At 65.7% G+C, this 15,709-nt stretch carries 14 protein-coding genes; 6 read left to right on the plus strand and 8 right to left on the minus strand.

Annotated features, from left to right (window positions below):
• The first annotated feature begins 200 nt into the window (after positions 1-200).
• Positions 201-1,511 (plus strand): bifunctional o-acetylhomoserine/o-acetylserine sulfhydrylase, encoded by a 1,311-nt coding sequence (locus C6Y44_RS22695; RefSeq protein ID WP_085470129.1) that lies wholly within the window; start codon positions 201-203, stop codon positions 1,509-1,511.
• Positions 1,512-1,586: 75 nt separating this feature from the next.
• Here the strand turns inward: C6Y44_RS22695 and C6Y44_RS22700 are convergent, their stop codons facing one another.
• From C6Y44_RS22700 to C6Y44_RS22725, 6 genes are all read right to left on the minus strand, one after another.
• The gene (locus tag C6Y44_RS22700) at positions 1,587-1,952 is read right to left on the minus strand and encodes a hypothetical protein (RefSeq protein ID WP_159417355.1); all 366 of its coding nucleotides are present in this window, start codon (positions 1,950-1,952) and stop codon (positions 1,587-1,589) included.
• Between the two features lie 4 nt (positions 1,953-1,956).
• The gene (locus tag C6Y44_RS22705) at positions 1,957-3,021 is read right to left on the minus strand and encodes an IS630 family transposase (protein ID WP_192378590.1); all 1,065 of its coding nucleotides are present in this window, start codon (positions 3,019-3,021) and stop codon (positions 1,957-1,959) included.
• Entirely contained in the window at positions 2,993-3,766 is a 774-nt protein-coding gene (locus C6Y44_RS22710) for an ABC transporter ATP-binding protein (RefSeq protein ID WP_225623663.1), read from the minus strand. The genes C6Y44_RS22705 and C6Y44_RS22710 overlap by 29 nt, the downstream gene beginning before the upstream one ends.
• Positions 3,763-4,506, minus strand: a complete 744-nt coding sequence (locus C6Y44_RS22715) for an ABC transporter ATP-binding protein (protein ID WP_016694190.1) — start codon at positions 4,504-4,506, stop codon at positions 3,763-3,765. Before C6Y44_RS22715 ends, C6Y44_RS22710 begins: the two co-directional genes overlap by 4 nt.
• Complete coding sequence (locus C6Y44_RS22720; protein ID WP_159417354.1) at positions 4,499-6,769, minus strand: ABC transporter permease; 2,271 nt, start codon at positions 6,767-6,769, stop codon at positions 4,499-4,501. The genes C6Y44_RS22715 and C6Y44_RS22720 overlap by 8 nt, the downstream gene beginning before the upstream one ends.
• Before the next feature lie 65 nt (positions 6,770-6,834).
• Positions 6,835-8,232, minus strand: coding sequence for an ABC transporter substrate-binding protein (locus C6Y44_RS22725; protein ID WP_174247105.1), 1,398 nt, complete (start codon positions 8,230-8,232; stop codon positions 6,835-6,837).
• A 277-nt stretch (positions 8,233-8,509) separates the two neighbouring features.
• On the opposite strand from C6Y44_RS22725, the gene C6Y44_RS22730 reads away from it, so the two are divergent.
• Positions 8,510-10,174 (plus strand): class I adenylate-forming enzyme family protein, encoded by a 1,665-nt coding sequence (locus C6Y44_RS22730; RefSeq protein WP_026061188.1) that lies wholly within the window; start codon positions 8,510-8,512, stop codon positions 10,172-10,174.
• A gap of 16 nt (positions 10,175-10,190) precedes the next feature.
• Here C6Y44_RS22730 and C6Y44_RS22735 read toward each other — a convergent pair whose 3' ends face one another.
• Complete coding sequence (locus C6Y44_RS22735; protein WP_159417352.1) at positions 10,191-11,069, minus strand: amidohydrolase family protein; 879 nt, start codon at positions 11,067-11,069, stop codon at positions 10,191-10,193.
• Positions 11,070-11,260: 191 nt separating this feature from the next.
• Between C6Y44_RS22735 and C6Y44_RS22740 the strand changes: the two genes are divergently transcribed.
• From C6Y44_RS22740 to C6Y44_RS22755, 4 genes are all read left to right on the plus strand, one after another.
• A complete protein-coding gene (locus tag C6Y44_RS22740) occupies positions 11,261-12,244 on the plus strand; it encodes an ABC transporter substrate-binding protein (protein WP_159417351.1) in 984 nt (327 codons plus the stop codon).
• Between the two features lie 100 nt (positions 12,245-12,344).
• Entirely contained in the window at positions 12,345-13,313 is a 969-nt protein-coding gene (locus C6Y44_RS22745; RefSeq protein ID WP_159417350.1) for an ABC transporter permease, read from the plus strand.
• Positions 13,300-14,310 carry an iron chelate uptake ABC transporter family permease subunit gene (locus C6Y44_RS22750; protein WP_225623664.1) on the plus strand — a complete coding sequence of 337 codons (1,011 nt, stop codon included), beginning with the start codon at positions 13,300-13,302 and terminating at the stop codon, positions 14,308-14,310. Before C6Y44_RS22745 ends, C6Y44_RS22750 begins: the two co-directional genes overlap by 14 nt.
• A complete protein-coding gene (locus tag C6Y44_RS22755) occupies positions 14,307-15,065 on the plus strand; it encodes an iron ABC transporter ATP-binding protein (protein ID WP_006551011.1) in 759 nt (252 codons plus the stop codon). The genes C6Y44_RS22750 and C6Y44_RS22755 overlap by 4 nt, the downstream gene beginning before the upstream one ends.
• A 12-nt stretch (positions 15,066-15,077) precedes the next feature.
• On the opposite strand, the gene C6Y44_RS22760 is transcribed toward C6Y44_RS22755, so the two are convergent.
• Positions 15,078-15,596, minus strand: coding sequence for a ribonuclease H family protein (locus C6Y44_RS22760; RefSeq protein ID WP_026061190.1), 519 nt, complete (start codon positions 15,594-15,596; stop codon positions 15,078-15,080).
• Positions 15,597-15,709 lie beyond the last annotated feature (113 nt).

Consider the following 15,709-nt stretch of genomic DNA (forward strand, 5'->3'; position numbering starts at 1 on the left):
GGACCGTGAGCAAGACGTACGAGCGCGCGAGCCGGTCGCCGCACCGTCGTGCCCACATTTCGTGTATCCGCGGGTGCCGGGCCCGCTGACCGCCGCACCCATTCCTGCCCCCTCCACACCGTCGTACGGTGATGTCGTGTGTGGGGCCCGAAGGTCAGCACGTCGACGATCAGAACACATCCCGAATCCGGAGCAGAGCCATGAGCGACACCCCTGAAGCAACCGATCCCAGCGCAAACTGGAGCTTCGAGACCAAGCAGATCCACGTGGGCCAGCCCGCCGGCGGCGACACGAAGGCCCGGGCACTGCCCATCTACCAGACCACCAGCTACACCTTCGACAGCACCGATCACGCCGCGGCGCTGTTCGGTCTCGCCGAGCCGGGCAACATCTACACCCGCATCATGAACCCGACGCAGGACGCGGTCGAGCAGCGCATCGCCGCCCTCGAAGGTGGCGTCGCCGCCCTCCTGCTCGCGTCCGGACAGGCCGCCGAGACCTTCGCGATCCTCAACCTGGCGCAGGCCGGCGACCACATCGTGTCGAGCCCGTATCTCTACGGCGGCACGTACAACCTGTTCCACTACACACTGCCCAAGCTCGGCATCGAGGTCACCTTCGTCCAGGATCCCGACGACCTCGACCAGTGGCGCGAGGCCGTCCGCGACAACACCCGCGCGTTCTTCGGCGAGACGATCGCCAACCCGAAGAACCACATCCTCGACCTGCCCGGCATCTCGGGTGTCGCCCACGAGAACGGGCTGCCGCTGATCGTCGACAACACGGTCGCCACCCCCTACCTGCTCCGCCCGCTCGAGCACGGTGCCGACATCGTCGTGCACTCGGCCACCAAGTACCTCGGCGGCCACGGCACGGCCATCGCCGGTGTCATCGTCGACGGCGGCACGTTCGACTGGACGCAGGGTCGCCACGCCGGTTTCACGACCCCCGACCCGAGCTACCACGGTGTCGTCTTCGCCGACCTCGGAGCTCCGGCCTACGCACTCAAGGCACGCGTGCAGCTGCTGCGCGACATGGGCGCAGCGGTCTCCCCGTTCAACGCCTTCCTCATCTCGCAGGGTCTCGAGACTCTGAGTCTGCGCATCGAGCGGCACGTGGAGAACGCACAGAAGGTCGCCGAGTTCCTCGAGGGACGCCCGGAGGTCACCTCCGTCGCCTACGCCGGCCTGAAGTCCTCGCCGTGGTACGACCGCGCCCAGCAGCTCACCCCGCGCGGCGCCGGTGCGATCGTGGTGTTCGAGCTCTCCGGCGGCATCGACGCCGGCAAGCGCTTCGTCAACGCGCTGACCCTGCACAGCCACGTCGCGAACATCGGCGACGTCCGTTCGCTGGTCATCCACCCCGCGTCGACGACCCACTCGCAGCTCACCGGCGAGGAGCAGATCGCCGCGGGTGTCACCCCGGGTCTCGTGCGACTCGCCGTGGGCATCGAGAACATCGACGACATCCTCGCCGACATCACCACCGGCCTCGAGGCTGCGGGCAGCTGACCCCTGAGGATTCGAAAGACGCGACGGCCCATCCCCTTTCAGGATGGGCCGTCGCCGCGTTCGGCGTATGTGCGATCAGTCGTTGCGTGCGAGCGCCTGCGCGATCCGCTCGGCCTGCGTGCTGCTCTCGAGCAACTGCCTGACCAGCCACAGACGCAGGACACGAGTGACCGCGGCGGCGAGATAGACCGCCACACCGATCAGAGTGACAGCCACGAAGCCAAGAGCGAGCAACTGGTAGGACAGCAGGTCACGGGTATCGGAGAGGGTCAGCGACGCAATGTAGACGACGAAGACCGCGACGGCGCCGATCACCATCAGGGCCAGGCCGACGATGCGGGCCTTTCCTCCCGAATCCGGACGGGGGACGTCGAGACCCAGCGCTGCAACGTCCTTCTTGAACTGTTCACGTCGCTCGTCGGCGAGTGCGGTCATGGTCATCCTCCTAGTGGTCCGTGGTTGAAGTGTCTTGCCGATCAGCCTTGGCCAGGATCTGGTCGGCTGTCTTGGTCCACACGAACGGAGCGCATCGGGTGTTCCAGCCAGTGATGAACGCACGGATCTTGGCGTTCAGTTCCTTGACACTGCCGAAGGTGCCGCGATGAATAGCTTGCCGTTCGATGATGCCGAACCACACCTCGACCAGGTTCATCCACGACGCGGAGGTCGGGGTGAAATGCACATGGAATCGAGGATGTTCGGCCAGCCAGGCTCGGATTTCGGCCTTCTTGTGGGTGGCGTAGTTGTCCATCACCAAATGCAGATCTTGTTCCGGATATGCCCGGTCGAGATGCCGAAGAAAGGTGAGGAACTCTTGATGACGATGCCGGGGTCGACACAGTCCGGTGACCTTGCCGGTAGCGATGTCGAGAGCTGCGAACAACGTCGACGTGCCGTGCCGAACGTAGTCGTGGGTGCGTTTCTCGACCGAACCGATCCGCATCGGCAGCATCGGCGCGGTCCGGTCCAGCGCCTGGATCTGCGACTTCTCATCCACACACAACACAATCGCGTTCTCCGGCGGGGCGAGATACAAACCGACGACGTCGGTGACCTTGGCGACCAGTTCCGGGTCGGTAGAGAACTTGAATGTTTCACTGCGCCAAGGCTTGACACCGTACTCACGCCACGCCGCGGCCACCGTGGTGTTGTCGATACCGAGATGCTTCCCGAGCAATCGACTGCTCCAATGCGTGACCCCGTACTTCTTCGGCGGCGGCGCGAGCGTCGCGGCGACGACCTTCGCGTGATCAACACTGCGGGGCCGACCCGAGCGGTGCACGTCGACCAGGCCAGCGATCCCCGCCTGCTCGTACCGACTGCGCCACAGAGTCACCGTCGGCCGCGACACCCCGACCGTGTGCGCGATCTGCGTGTTGGACTCGCCGTCGGCCGCAAGCAGCATCATCCGTGCTCGCCGTGCCACGTCCGCACGGACGGCCTTGGAGCGGACCAACGCAGCCAGCTCGTCTCGATCCCCGTCATGCAACACCAAAGGAGCAACTCGCATGCCGCAGTATCTCAAACCTGACCGCAAAACTACTTTTCCCACGCCGCACTAGATAGGTGGTGGAAAGTTCTTCTTCGATCTCGGCCGGATCGCCGGTGCGCACCACCCGGCCCTGCAACATCAGCGCGGCACTGGTGGCGATCGGGAGCACCGCTCGCGCGAACTGTTCGGCTACGAGAATCGACACGCCCTCGGCGGCGAGTTCGCCGACGATCTCGTAGATCTGGGAGACGATGCGCGGTGCCAGGCCCATCGACAGTTCGTCGAGCAACAGCACCGTGGGATGGGTACCGAGCGCCCGCGACAGCGCAAGCATCTGCTGTTCGCCGCCGGACATCGAACCGGCCAGCTGCGATCGACGCTCACCGAGAACGGGGAATCGCGTGTACGCCACCTCTTCGAGGTCGGCGAGAGGAACACCGGTGCCGGTTCCGATCCACAGGTTCTCGCGGACGGTGAGGTTGGGGAAGATGCCGCGCCCCTCGGGAATCGAGCACACCCCCAGACGTGCGAGTTCCGCTGCGGACACACCGTTGACGACCCGGCCGGCCAGCCGGAACTCACCCGACGAGACCGGATGGATCCCCGAGCACACGCGCAGGGTCGTCGTCTTACCTCCGCCGTTGGGCCCGAGCAGGGCGACCACCGCGCCCGGTTCGAGTACGAGGTCCACGCTGTGCAGCACCTCGATCGCGCCGTATCCGGCCCGGACACCCGATAGTTCGAGCAACGGTTCGACGCTCATACCGCTTCCTCCTCGGTGCCGATGTAGGCGTTGATCACTGCCGGATCGTTCTTGATCTCGTCCGGAACACCACTTGCCAGCACCGCTCCGTAGTCGAGCACGTGGATCCGCGAACAGATCTTCATCACCAGCGGGATGTCGTGCTCGACGAGGCATATCGCGAGGCCGTCCTTCGCCAGGTCACCGAGCAGCGTGGCGAAGGCCTCGGTCTCCTGCTCGGTCTGCCCGGACGCGGGCTCGTCGAGCAGCAGCACGCGCGGAGACGTCATCAACGCGCGGGCGACCTCCACGACGCGGGCACGTCCGGTGGGTACGTCCGAGACGTCGGTGCTCGCGATATCGGCCAGGCCGGTCAGTTCGAGGAGCCGGTCGACTTCTTCGTCCACGTCGATCTTGTTGCGTCCGTTGGCATTGTGGATGTCTCCGGCCACTCGGAGGTTGTCGCGCACGGACAGCGACACGAACAACTCGAGACGCTGGAACGTGCGCGCCATACCCATGCGGGCCCGCTTGTAGGGCGGTAGCGACGTGATGTCACGACCATCGAGGAAGACCTTGCCTGCCGTCGGCCGTTGCAGGCCGGTGATCGTGTTGAACAGGGTCGTCTTCCCGGCCCCGTTGGGTCCGATCAGGCCCGTCACCGTTCCCGGTTCGATTCCGAGACTCACGTCCTTGACCGCGACGTGTCCGCCGAATCGGACTGTGATTCCGCGTGTTTCCAGAATGGGTGCCTCAGCCATGAGGAATCAGTTCCTTCTCCGATCCGGCGGCACGTGCGGCCAGAAGTTCGTCGATTCCGAGTTCACGGTCGATCTCGTCCCGTGCTTGCTCGTTGTAGGGCTCGTCGATTCCGACCCGCTCGGGAACCAGCGGCGCGCGACGTTGTGCTTCCTCCGCGCCGAGCACCGCCTCGGGCATCAGCCACTGCCCCATGACCGGGAGCATGAACACCGTCGCGATGGTGATCGATGCGAACCACCAGTTGTCGAGCACGCCGACGAGCGCGAGCAGGTACGACACGAGGACCACCGCGGCTCCCCCGACCAGCACGGGCTTCGCGTTCTTCAGGTGACGGTAGCCCTCCACCATCTGGTGGACGGTCCCGCTCGGGTTGGCCGCGACGCCGATACCGATGAGCGCGGGGCTCACTGCGGCGACGTGACCGAGGAAGGTCCACATTCCGGCCAGTTCCGGCTGTCCCGCAGCGAGGTCGGAGAACGAAACCATGATGACGGCGAAGCCGATACCCGACATCAGACCACCGAACAGCGCACCGGAGACGTAACCGATACCGGCCACGACGGTGAGCATCAGCAGCGACAGGCTCACCATGATCGAGAAGCTCTCGTTCGACACCGAGCCCATCGCACTCGACATGAACAGCCCGCCCAGGCCGGCGATGCCCGCCGACAGGGTGAAGACCCCGAGCTTGAGCCGCACCAGGCTCTGGCCGAGCATCGACGCCGCTGCGGGACTGTCCTTCATCGCGGCGAGCCGGCGCCCGTAGCCGCTGTTGCGCAGGGCGATGATGCCCACGCCGAGAACAGCGAAGATCACCGTCACCGTCATGAGGAAGGTCGTCTCGTTCCGCAGGTCCAGCGGCCCGATCTTCAACGGCGGGATCGCGATGTTGCCGTCGGTGAACAGCGAGAATCTGATACCGAACAGTTCGTGCTGGGTGGTGTCGCGCAGCACCATGTTCGACAGGAACACACCGAACGCCATCGTGGCCAGGGCGAGATAGAGGCCGCGCAACCGCAGGGCCGGCAGCGCGATGAGTCCACCGATCACGGCCGTGACGGCGACACCGAGCGCCACGCCCCACAGGTTCAGGTGGGCGGCCAGTCCGCTCCCGGAGATACCGAAGTGGAAGGCCACGATCGTCGTGATGGCACCGAAAGATACCGGCGCGAGGTTCATCTCGCCCGCGTATCCGGTCAGCAGGGTCAGCGACAACGCGATGATCGCGAAGGTCATGCCGATCGTGAGGGTCGTGACCGCCGAAGTCACCATGAGCAGGCGGATGGCATAGACGATGACGACGAGCGCGACCGCCCAGGCGATCGCCTTGCGCACCGACGGCACGTGGTAGCGCTCCCGGGTACGGGTGACGGCACCGCGCAACCGATCCTGCGGTAGTACGACGAGAACCACGAACAGCGCGATCATCGGCAGGGACACCCGCAGATTCGACGTCCACGTCCACGCGGTCGGGAAGTAGGCGAGCACGTATGTGGCTGCCAGGCCGAGGAACAGGGCACCGGCGAAGGTACGCGGAATGCTGCGCAGCCGGCCGAACATCGCCGCCGCGAACGCGTCGATGACGAGCAGGGTCAGCATGTTCGCTTCGAGGGTGCCACCGTTGATCGGTGTCACGAGGACACCTGCCAGCACCGCGAGGGTCGAACCCATCATCCAGGACAGCGCGGCGAGCCGGTCGGGGTCGTGCCCGTTCAGGCGCAGCAGATCGGGGTCGTCGACCACACCTCGCATCGCCACTCCGACGCGGGTGCGCACGAACATGATTCGCAATCCCGCGGCGATGAGCACTGCGGCGGCGAGACAGATCAATTCGTGGTAGCGGATGGTGACGCCGAAGAGGTCGATTCTCGCCTGGTCGCCGAAGAACATCGTCATGGTGCGTGCGGTCTCGGGATGCCAGAACCAGTGCGACACCGAGACCATGCCGAGCAGGATCGACACGGTGACGACGATCTTGGTGACCTCGGCGGTGTCACGCATCCCGCGCATGATCACGACGTAGAGCAGCAGGCCCGTCATCGGGCCGAGGACGCCGAGGACGAGAAGCAACGCGACGGGTGTGGGCAGCCCCCAGCCGTAGCGCAGTTGCCAGTAGGCGAACGCCCCGAGCATCGCCTGTGCACCGTGCGCGAAGTTGAAGATGCCGGACGTGTTGTAGGTGAGAACGAGGCCCGATGCAGCGATCGCGTAAACCGATCCGAGCACCAACCCCACGATCGTGAAGGTCAGAAAGGTGTCCATGCGAGTACCTCTGGTCGGGGTGCCGGCGAGTGCGTGTCACGCCTCGCCGGCACCGGGCCCTCGGATCAGACGGTCGGTCTGATGATGTTCGGGTTCAGGTATTTCGTCGCGATGCGGTCGGGTCCGAGTTCGGTGCCCCACGTGCTCGGATCGGTTGCGACGCGGTAGCGGTCGTCGCACTCGAAGGTGCCGGCCTGCGCGGGAAACGCCTGGGTGTATTCGGCGCCGGTGAGCTTCACGACGAGCCCGCAGGTCGCCGGCATGTTGTTCCCGGGATCTGTGACGGCGTGCAGTCCGCCTCCGTCCCACTCGTTGATTCGGGACAGTTCATCGATGACGCACTGACGGGACAGGTCCGATCCGCAGGCGTCCGCAGCGGTCGCCCACAGTAGGAACGAAGAGGTGGCCTGCATGCCGAGCAGCGCGGTCTTGCCGCCCTGCTCGGTGACGAGCTCGACGTACTTCTTCACGGCCGGTACGGCATCGGCGTTCTCGATCATCTGGAAGGTCATGCCGGCGTGGAGGTTGTCGAGCAGACCGCTTTCCCCGTTCCATGCCTGGGCGGCGTTGCCGTACCACGTGGCCTCACCGAGCAGGATCGGGTCGATGCCGGCCTGGTCGAGTGCCTTCACGAAGTTGAATTCGGCCGGCACCGGAGAGCGAGAAGTCCACAGGCCCTTGACGCCGCACTGCTTGAACTTCTCGGCGAAGGGCGCGTAGCTCGACTCGCCCTCGTAGTTGAGCGTGACACCGCAGTTCTTCAGGGTGAAGCCGGCGGCCTCGGCGATGGACCGGATCTTGGTGCTCGCCGAGATGATCGTGGGCATCGTGCTGTCGATGACGTCGAACTCGCCGACCAGGTCCGGGTACATCTCGGCGATCTGGAACCACTGGGAGCCGTTCGCGTAGTCGACCGGGAACGGGACGCCCTGGTAGGTCATCGGGCCGTTGGCCGCGTCGGGGGACACGGTGAAGGCGGGGACAGCGGCGAGATTGCACGCGACCCGGGTCTGCTCGGAGGTCTGGTCCATGGCGAAGCCGTGACCGACCATCATGAACTCGCTCGCACACGCGTTCTGCATCACGGCGTTGGCCTGCGTCATCGCAGCGTCGTAGTGGGTACCGACGATGGTGCGGCCGTTGATGCCACCCTGGGCGTTGCACCAGTCGATCATCGCGGAGACGGCGTCACCGATCTCCTTGTTGAGTCCGGGACTCTTCGAGTAGCCCCGGTCGTCGCCGTATCCGATGCGGATCTCGGTATCCGAGACCCCCTGGTCGGTGCTTCCTGCCGCATCACCCGGCCCGCACGGAGATGCGAGGGTTCCGAACGATTCCTCGGCCGTGGGAGCCGCCGCAGCTGCGGCGGCTGCCGCCGGAGCGAGGGCGCCCGCCGACGGGTCGGCGCCACGGTCCGACGCACAAGCGGACGTCGCCACTACGACGGCGAACAGACCCGCCATCGATTTCGAGGCAGCACTGAGTTTCACGACGATGGACTCCTTGGTCTCGGTCTGGGCCGAAGCGCAATTCCGGGGCGCCGGACGGTAGGCCGGGTGTCGCGAAGGTAGCCACCCCGCAGAGTGAGACCTGGACCACTCTCACTCACCGGGACAAATCTGTGACAGTGGACACAGCGCCTAGGATTCGATGCACCAGGTCACCCGAAACAGTTCTTCGATCCCCCTGTTTACGCCCTGCTGCGCGACGAAACCGTGCGGGACCGAGAAAGGCGAATCCTTGACAGCACAAGCAGATCTGCAGCAGATGTTGCAGCAGGTCGTTTCCCAGCTCACCGGCCCCGGTGGCCGATTCGAAATCGTCGAAGAGGACGTGCGCGGCAACCGGATGCAGGTCATGCGCAACCGCGACCGCCGCATCGGCGACCTCGTCGCCGCGTCCCGGAAATGGGGCGACCGCGACTACCTCGTGACTGCCGATCGCCGCCTCTCGTTCAGCGCGCACGCCGATGCCGTGGCCGCCCTGGCGACCGTCCTGCGCGACGAGCACGGCGTGAAGAAGGGCGACCGCGTCGCGCTTCTCGCGGCCAATTCCCCCGAATGGATCATCACCTTCTGGGCCGCTCAGTGTCTGGGCGCAATCGCAGTGGGCCTCAACTCCTGGTGGACGCCGCCCGAAATCGCCTACGGCGTGAACCTGGTTCGGCCCAAGGTGATCGTCGCCGACGCCAAGCGCGCCGAGTTGCTGGCGAGAGCAGAGGTCTCCGGGTTCGATCTGCTCACCACCGAGCAGGACGTGCCTCGGATCGTGGCCGCCGCGTCCGGCGCCGAACTGCCGTCGGCCGACGTGGAGGAGGACGATCCCGCGGTCATCCTGTTCACGAGCGGTACCAGTGGGCGTCCCAAGGGGGCACTGCACTCCCACCGCAACGTGCTCGCCGTCGTCGACTATCACCGATACTCCGACGCGCTGGTTGCCGCGATGCAGCAGCGCCCCTATGACGACTCGGTGCCCAGCGACAACCGGTACCTCCTGACCTCACCGTTGTTCCACATCGCGAGCCTGCACAACCTTGCGGTGCCGCGACTCGCAACGGGAAGCGCCGCTGTCATGACGGAAGGCGGGTTCGACGTCGACAAGGTCTTCACGCTCATCGAGCGCGAGAGGGTGACCAACTGGGGTGCGGTGCCGACGATGGCTTCGCGCATGCTCGAGCACGAGAACACCGACAGGTACGACCTCGGCTCGCTCACTGCGTTCGCGCTGGCTTCTGCTCCGTCCTCCCCCGCGTTCAAGCAACGCCTGCAGGCGAAGTTCCCCTTCGCGCGACAGGCTCTGGTGGACAGCTACGGTCTGACCGAGTGCAGCACCGCGATCGCCATGGCGACGGCCCCGGAAATCGAGGCTTTCCCCGGAACCCTCGGCTCCCCCATCATCACGGTGAGCATGGAGATCCGCGATCCGTTCGGCGAACGGGTGCCCGACGGCACCGAGGGCGAGATCTGCGTCCGCAGTCCCTACGTAATGCTCGGCTACTGGGAGGATCCGGCCGCAACGGACGCGGCCATCACCCCGGAGGGATGGTTGCGTACCGGCGACTACGGCACGATCGAGAACGGACGCCTGCGGCTCACGGGCCGGCGGTCCGATCTCATCCTGCGCGGTGGCGAGAACGTCTATCCCACGGAGATCGAACAGCGCCTCGACGAGCACCCCGACGTCGTCGAGAGCGCCGTGATCGGCGTGGACCACGAGGATCTGGGACAGGAGGTCGCCGCCGTCGTCGTGCTGCGACCCGGCAGCACGATCACCGAGGACGAGTTGCGAGCCTTCTGCGCCGAGCGACTGGCCTACTACAAGGTCCCCACCGTCTGGCGGATCACGCAGGATCTGCTCCCCCGCAACGCGACCGGCAAGATCATCCGACGCTCGATCACCGCCTGATCGGCGAGCACACCGGTCACTCGCCGAGCCCGAACAGCGAGGCGGCGTTGTCGCGGCACACCGCGCGGATCCACTCGCTGTCGGGCGCGACGCGTTCGAGCACCTCGAGCTGGTGGAGATAGCCGTACGGGATGTTCGGAAAATCCGTGCCGAGCAGGATCTTCCGGCGCAGCGTGTCGAGGCGCGGCAACTGATCCTTCGGGAAGGGTGTGTCCTCCTCGACGAAATCGGTGAACGCCATCGTCGTGTCGAGATGCACCCGCTCGTAGTGCTCCGCGAGGTCGAGGAACTCGCGGTACTCGGGCAGACCCATGTGCGCGACGATCACCGTCAGCTGCGGGTACCGGCGCATGAGCTCCCGCATCGGGGCGGGACCGGTGTACGTGCCGGGCGCCGGGCCCGATCCGCAGTGCACGACGATGGGCACGCCCGAGTCCTCGAGCAGGCCCCACACGTCGTCGAGGAGCGGGTCGAGCGGCGAGTAGTCGCCGACCTGGATGTGGGATTTGAACACGCGCGCGCCCGCCTCGATCGCCGACGCGACGTACTCCTTCGCGTCGGCCTCCGGGTAGAAGGTGGCGGTGTGGAGGCAGTCGGGGGTCCGGGCCGCGAAGTCGGCCGCCCACGAGTTGAGCCACGCCGCCATCTCCGGCTTGTGCGGGTACAGCATGGCGGTGAACCGGTGCACCCCGAAGTCGCGGAGGCGCGCGACGCGTTCCTCCTCGTCGTGCCGGTAGGTGATCGGCCACGGCCGGCCGACGAGCGGACCCGCGGAGTCGAAGTACGCCCAGACCTTGTCCATGACGCTGCGAGGCATGAAGTGCGTGTGGACGTCGATCAGGTGATCGAGGCCGTGGGTGCTCCGGAACCGTGCGACCGACTCGACTTCGTTCATGCCGCGACCCTATCCGGCGACCCTCGGCAGGGGTGACGTGAGTAGTTGATATTCGCTCCGGGAGATCGTTGTCACATACCCCCAGCAGGACAAAGGTTTGCCTTACCAATACTATATGAAACTTGAATTACCGATCCGCGAGCGTCTTGGCACATGTCAGCACGCCGTCCGACCCTTCCTCGGAGTCACCCGTGAAACTGAATCTCAAGCGCCTGCTCCTCGCACCGGCCCTCGCCGGGGCGCTCGTCCTGACCGCCTGCGGTGACAGCGGTACCGACAGCGCCGACGCCGAGAACGGCGCGACCGTCACCATCGAGACCAACAACGGTGAGATGGAAGTTCCGGCGGACCCCGAGCGTGTGGTGGCCCTCGACAACAAGTCGTTCGAGATGCTGCGCGATTGGGGCATCACGCCCGTCGCCCTGCCGAAGACCCTCCTCCCCAACACGGGCTTCGAGGAGTGGCGTGAGGACGACTCCATCCTCGATGTCGGCACGCACCGCGAGCCGAAGCTCGAACTGGTCAGCGAGGCCGAGCCGGATCTGATCATCGGCGGTTCGCGCTTCACCGAGTTCACCGGAGAACTGTCGAAGATCGCGCCGGTCGTCGACGTCTCCGCGCTGGACGATTCCGAGGGCGGCTACATCCAGGGACTGAAGGATCAGACCCTCGCGCTCGGGCAGATCTTCGAGAAGGAAGCCGAGGCCGAGGCGATCGTTGCCGAGCTCGAGGCTGCAACCGAGGCTGCCCAGGACGCCACGAACGGTGAGAGCGTCTTTCTCGCGGTCGTCGCGGGCGGCAAGATCGACAACGGTGCAGGCCGTATCGGCCGCCTCCTCGAGGGCGCGAACCTGAAGGACGTCTTCGCCGGCGACGCCGGTGATGTCCACGGCGATTCCGGTCTCGCTCCCGAGACCATCGCGCAGGCGAACCCCGACTGGATGATCGTCCTGGACCGCGACTCCGCCACCGCCGTGCCGGGCGAGGAAGCCCCGCAGCCGGCCGCCGCGGTGATCGACGCGCAGGAGGCGTTCGCCAACACCACCTTCGCCACGAAGGACCAGATCATCTACCTGGACGGTGACTTCTACAAGCGTGAGGGCATCGAGTCCTACACCGAAGCGTTCCAGCAGATCGCCGACGCGTTCGAAGCTGCGAACCAGTCGGCACAGTAAGTCCCTGTTGTTCGACGCTCCACAGCAGCCTGCCCCGACCCGGATCACGGGCCGGGGCAGGCTGCGTGTGTGAGCGCACCTTCTCCGGATCCGAGCCCCCATGACGAAGAACAAAGTGCTGCTGCCGGTGATCTCGGTGGTCGTTCTGGCACTGACCGTGGCGTCCCTGATGGTCGGCGGCTACGACATCACCCTCGAGTCGCTGATCCACGACCCTGCGGCCCGCGAGATGTTCTTCATCTCCCGCGTGCCGCGAACCCTCGCCCTGATCTTCGCGGCCGTCGCGATGAGCATCTCGGGCGTGATCATGCAATTGATCACCCAGAACAAGTTCGTCGAACCGACCACCGCGGGCACCGCACAGTGGGCCGGTCTCGGCCTGCTGGCCACATTGATCGTCGTTCCCGACGCGTCGCCGATGGTCAAGATGGTGATCTCGGTGATCTTCGCGTTCGCGGGAACGATGGTCTTCATCGTCGTCCTGCGCCGGATCGCGCTGAAGTCATCGATCATCGTGCCGCTCGTCGGCATCATGCTCGGTGCCGTGGTCGGCTCGATCACCACTTTCCTCGCCGGCAACTTCGACCTGCTGCAGTCGATGTCGGCGTGGCGTTCGGGTGGCTTCAGCAGTGTGGTGCGCGGCTTCTACGAACCGCTGTGGGCGGTGCTCGCCGTCGCCGTCCTCGCCTATCTCCTCGCCGACCGGTTCACCATCGCCGGTCTCGGTAAGGACCTCGCCACCAACGTGGGGTTGAAGTACGAGCAGGTCGTCTTCCTCGGCGTCATGCTCGTCGCGATCGCCACCGGCGTCACCACCGTGGTGGTGGGCTTCATCCCGTTCCTCGGCCTGATCGTCCCGAATCTCGTGTCGATGATGCTCGGCGACGACATGCACAAGAACCTGCCCTGGGTCGCCGTCATCGGCGCCGGACTACTTCTCGCGTGCGACCTCGTCGGCCGCACGATCGTCGCCCCCATGGAGATTCCCGCGTCCGTCGTCCTCGGCGTCGTCGGCGCGGTCGTCTTCATCACTCTCGTTCTGAGGCAGCGTCGTCATGTCAGTGCTTGATTCCGTACGCGCCCGGGCCGTCCCGGCCGGCAAGGGTGAGCGCCGTCGCCTGTCGCCGGGAGTGCGTCTGGCCATCGTCGCCGTGATCGCCGCCGTAGCGGTCGCCTGCTATCTGTTCCTGTTCATCCGCGGCTCGTTCGACTTCACCTTCCCGCGCCGGCTCACCGTCCTGGGAGCCATGCTGGTCGCGGCGTTCGCGCACGGCATGGGGACCGTCGTGTTCCACACGGTCACCGACAACCGCATCCTCACGCCGTCCATCATCGGGTTCGATTCCCTGTACACGCTGATGCAGACGCTGACGGTCTTCTTCTTCGGAGCCACCGCGATCGCGACATCCGAAGGCATCCCGAAGCTCGTCCTCCAGACCGCGCTCATGGTGGCGCTGGCGACCCTGCTCTACCGCTGGTTGTTCTCCGGTCGTTTCGGCAGCCTGTTCCTGATGCTGCTCGTCGGCGTCGTGCTCGGAATGGCGTTCGACAGTCTCTCGACGTTCATCCAGAGAGTGCTCTCCCCCACCGAGTACGACATGCTCTCGGTCGAGCTGATGGGCCGCCTGTCGTCCGTACCCGGCGACTATCTGCCCCTCGCGTTCGGCATCTGCATCGTCGTCGGGGTGATCCTGTGGCGCCGTCGCCACCGTCTCGATGCGCTACTGCTCGGCCGTGACACCGCGACCAACATCGGTGTCGCCTACAAGCGCGAGTTGACGCTGATGCTCGTCCTCATCGCGCTGCTCGTGGCGTTCGCGACCGCACTCGCCGGACCTATGACCTTCTTCGGCTTCCTCGTCGCCACCCTCGCCTATCAGATCGCCGGTTCGTACAAGCACCAGTACGTCATGCCCATGGCGTTCCTGCTCGGCGTGATCACCCTCGCCTTCGGCCAGTTCTTCATGCAGCACATCTTCTACGCGGGCGGATTCCTGACTGTGATCATCGAATTCGTCGGCGGCATCCTGTTCCTGTTCATGCTCCTGAGAAAGGGAACGCTGTGATCGAGTTCCACGACGTCTCGATGTCGTACCAGGACAAGCGGGTCCTCGGACCCGTCTCCGGCACGATCCGCGAGGGCGGCATCACCTCCCTGATCGGACCGAACGGTGCCGGCAAGTCGACGCTCATGACGATCATCGGCCGACTGCTGCAACCCACCGGCGGCACCGTCACCGTCGGCGGACTCGACGTTCGGTCCACGAAGACACAGGAACTGGCCAAGCACCTGTCGATCCTGCGGCAGGAGAACCACATCACCGCACGCCTGACGGTCCGCGAACTGGTCGGCTTCGGTCGATTCCCGCACTGTCAGGGCAGACTCACCGCGGAAGACGTGCGGCACGTCGACGAGGCGATGGAATTCCTCAACCTCACCGACCTCGCAGACCGCTTCCTCGATCAGCTCTCCGGCGGCCAGCGGCAGCGCACCTTCGTGGCGATGGTGCTGGCACAGGACACCAAGTACGTGCTGCTCGACGAGCCGCTCAACAACCTCGACATGAAGCACGCCGTGCTGATGATGCGTCAACTGCGGCGGGCGGCGGACGAACTGGGCAAGACGATCGTGCTCGTCATCCACGACGTGAACATCGCCGCCGCGTACTCCGATCACATCATCGCGTTGCGCGACGGCCTGATCGTCACCAGCGGAACGTCCGACGAGATCATGCGGGACGAGATCCTCACCGACGTGTTCGATACCCCCGTGACCGTCCACGCGATCAACGGGCAACCTACCGCGGTCTACGCGCGCTGAGCGGAACTCCGCTCAGAACAAGGTCAATTCGGCGTCGTCGGCGCGCTTCGGCGGCTTGTGCGCGACCACAGGCGTACTGGGCACCTCGATCGGTCCGGGCTTCGCCGCGATCTCGCGGGCGGCCTGGCCGGCGAGCGTGTCGGCCATCTCGTTGAAGTGGTTGCCGACGTGGCCGCGCACCCAGCGGAACCGCACCGGCCCGGTGCGGTCGGTGAGCTCGCGGTCGATGGCGCGCACGAGTTCGAGGTTCTTCACCGGCGCGCCGGTGGCCGTCTTCCAGCCCTTGCGCTTCCATCCGGGCAGCCACTCGGAGGCGCACTTGATCGCGTACTGCGAATCGGATTCGATGATCATCGGCTCGGCGCCGGGATGCGCCCGCAGTGCCTCGAGCACCGCCCGGAGCTCAGCGATCTGGTTCGTGCCCGAACGCTCACCGCCCGACGCGCTGGGCCCCTCGTGATTGACCCACGCCCACCCGATGGCGCCACCGGGATTGCGAAGGCAGGATCCGTCGGTGCTCACGATGATCATGCGCCCGACCATAGCCGCACCCTCCGACACCACGAAAGTCGGCTCCAGCGCACGGAGTCGCGAAAGTCGGCTCCAGCGCACAGAGTACGGTAGAGCGGTGACCGTGTCCGACG

Origin of the sequence: Rhodococcus rhodochrous (assembly GCF_014854695.1) — a bacterium.
Classification (GTDB): domain Bacteria; phylum Actinomycetota; class Actinomycetes; order Mycobacteriales; family Mycobacteriaceae; genus Rhodococcus.

What these genes read in the sequence shown, in the direction of transcription:
- C6Y44_RS22725 (WP_174247105.1), bottom strand. Translation starts at nt 8,232, where the DNA reads ATGGCGGGTCTGTTCGCCGTCGTAGTGGCGACGTCCGCTTGTGCGTCG.
- C6Y44_RS22695 (WP_085470129.1), top strand. Translation starts at nt 201, where the DNA reads ATGAGCGACACCCCTGAAGCAACCGATCCCAGCGCAAACTGGAGCTTC.
- C6Y44_RS22760 (WP_026061190.1), bottom strand. Translation starts at nt 15,596, where the DNA reads ATGATCATCGTGAGCACCGACGGATCCTGCCTTCGCAATCCCGGTGGC.
- C6Y44_RS22750 (WP_225623664.1), top strand. Translation starts at nt 13,300, where the DNA reads ATGTCAGTGCTTGATTCCGTACGCGCCCGGGCCGTCCCGGCCGGCAAG.
- C6Y44_RS22720 (WP_159417354.1), bottom strand. Translation starts at nt 6,769, where the DNA reads ATGGACACCTTTCTGACCTTCACGATCGTGGGGTTGGTGCTCGGATCG.
- C6Y44_RS22715 (WP_016694190.1), bottom strand. Translation starts at nt 4,506, where the DNA reads ATGGCTGAGGCACCCATTCTGGAAACACGCGGAATCACAGTCCGATTC.
- C6Y44_RS22700 (WP_159417355.1), bottom strand. Translation starts at nt 1,952, where the DNA reads ATGACCATGACCGCACTCGCCGACGAGCGACGTGAACAGTTCAAGAAG.
- C6Y44_RS22705 (WP_192378590.1), bottom strand. Translation starts at nt 3,021, where the DNA reads ATGCGAGTTGCTCCTTTGGTGTTGCATGACGGGGATCGAGACGAGCTG.
- C6Y44_RS22745 (WP_159417350.1), top strand. Translation starts at nt 12,345, where the DNA reads ATGACGAAGAACAAAGTGCTGCTGCCGGTGATCTCGGTGGTCGTTCTG.
- C6Y44_RS22735 (WP_159417352.1), bottom strand. Translation starts at nt 11,069, where the DNA reads ATGAACGAAGTCGAGTCGGTCGCACGGTTCCGGAGCACCCACGGCCTC.
- C6Y44_RS22710 (WP_225623663.1), bottom strand. Translation starts at nt 3,766, where the DNA reads ATGAGCGTCGAACCGTTGCTCGAACTATCGGGTGTCCGGGCCGGATAC.